1 protein-coding gene is annotated in these 1,514 nt (G+C 65.8%); it reads left to right on the top strand.

The features are described from left to right. On the top strand, positions 1–1,232 hold a 1,232-nt coding region (locus VGD20_RS06840; RefSeq protein WP_331133733.1), incomplete at its 5' end, for a tetratricopeptide repeat protein. Positions 1,233–1,514 lie beyond the last annotated feature (282 nt).

The following is a 1,514-nucleotide window of genomic DNA, read 5'->3' as shown; positions in this document are numbered from 1 at the left end:
TGCGCTATTCGAGCGATCCAGCCGCCGACCGTGCGAAGCTTGACGGCACCTATGCCGATGCGATGCTGAAGGTCGCGGCGCGCTTCCCGACGCAGGACGATATCGCGATCCTCGCCGCCGAAGCGGTCATGGACACGCACCCCTGGGACTATTGGGAGACTGACGGGCGCACCCCCAAGGGCAAGAGCGGCGAGGCCGTGACGCTGGTCGAGCGCGTGATGGCCCGCAACGCGTCGCATGCGCAGGCGGCGCATCTCTACATTCATCTGATGGAGGCAACCGATCCCGGACGAGCGCTTGCGGCCGCCGACCGGCTGTCCGGGCCACTCGTCCCCGCGGCGGGCCATCTCGTCCATATGCCCAGCCATATCTATTATCGCGTCGGTCGTTTCGCCGATTCGGTCCGCGTCAATGTCGATGCGGCGCGCGCGGACGAGGCCTGGCTCAAGGCATCGGGCGATACCGGGATGTATCGCTACGGATACTATCCGCACAATGTGCATTTCATCGTCGCTTCCGCGCAGATGGCGGGCGACATGAAAACCGCGATCGGCGAGGCGGAGCGTCTGGGCAGGCTGCTGAACACCGACGTGTCGGCGTCGATCGCGTGGATCCAGCCGATCAACGCGGCGACCTATCTGGCGCATGCCCAGTTCGCCAGACCAGCCGAGATTCTGGCGCTGCCCGCGCCCGATGCGCGGCTGCCCTATGTCGCGGGAATGCGGCACTATGCGCGCGCGGTCGCCTATGCGCAGCAGCGCGACGATAAGCGCGCCAATGCCGAGATCTCAGCGATTGCGCGGATCCGCACGACCGCCGATTTCAAGCCGATGACCGATCAGCTGATGCCCGCGCCTGATCTGCTGCGGCTCGCCGAAGCCGTCGCGCGCGGACGGTTGGCCTATGCGCATCGCCGCTATGCCGAGGCGGCGCGCCATTATCGCGAAGCGATCGCGATCGAGGACGCGATCCCCTATATCGAGCCGCCCTATTGGTATTATCCGGTGCGGCAATCGCTCGGCGCAGCGCTCTACCGCGCGGGTGATTTCGATGGTGCGCGTCAGGCGTTCCTCGACGCGCTTGCGCGTTCACCCGACAATGGCTGGGCACTCTATGGGCTGGCAACGACGCAGCGGGCGCTGGGCGACCGGACGGCGGCCGCCGCAAGCAATGCAGCGCTCGACCGCGCATGGCGCGGCGACCGTCGGTGGCTTTCGCTCGACCGGCTGTAGCCGGAACGACACCACCCGACTCACTATTCAACCCGTTCGTCGCAAGCTGTTGGCGGGGAAGACCCGCTCATGATTCACTCGGGATGCGGGGATGCAAAAGTAGAGAGCCCGCAAAAGGTCGCAACCAGCCCCGGGGCAACTTTTGAATTTGGGTCGTCCGCTCGCCATTGCAGCCATGCTGCTTGCCGGCCATTCCGTGAACGCGGCTGCCGATCCCATCGATTCCATACCCGATATCCCGAAACCGTGCGCCGTTGGCGCAGCCGCCGAAACCGTCGCGCA

Source organism: Sphingopyxis sp. (assembly GCF_036402335.1).
Classification (GTDB): domain Bacteria; phylum Pseudomonadota; class Alphaproteobacteria; order Sphingomonadales; family Sphingomonadaceae; genus Sphingopyxis.
The sequence above is the reverse complement of the archived record's forward strand: the minus strand, read 5'-3'. Positions and strand labels throughout refer to the sequence as shown.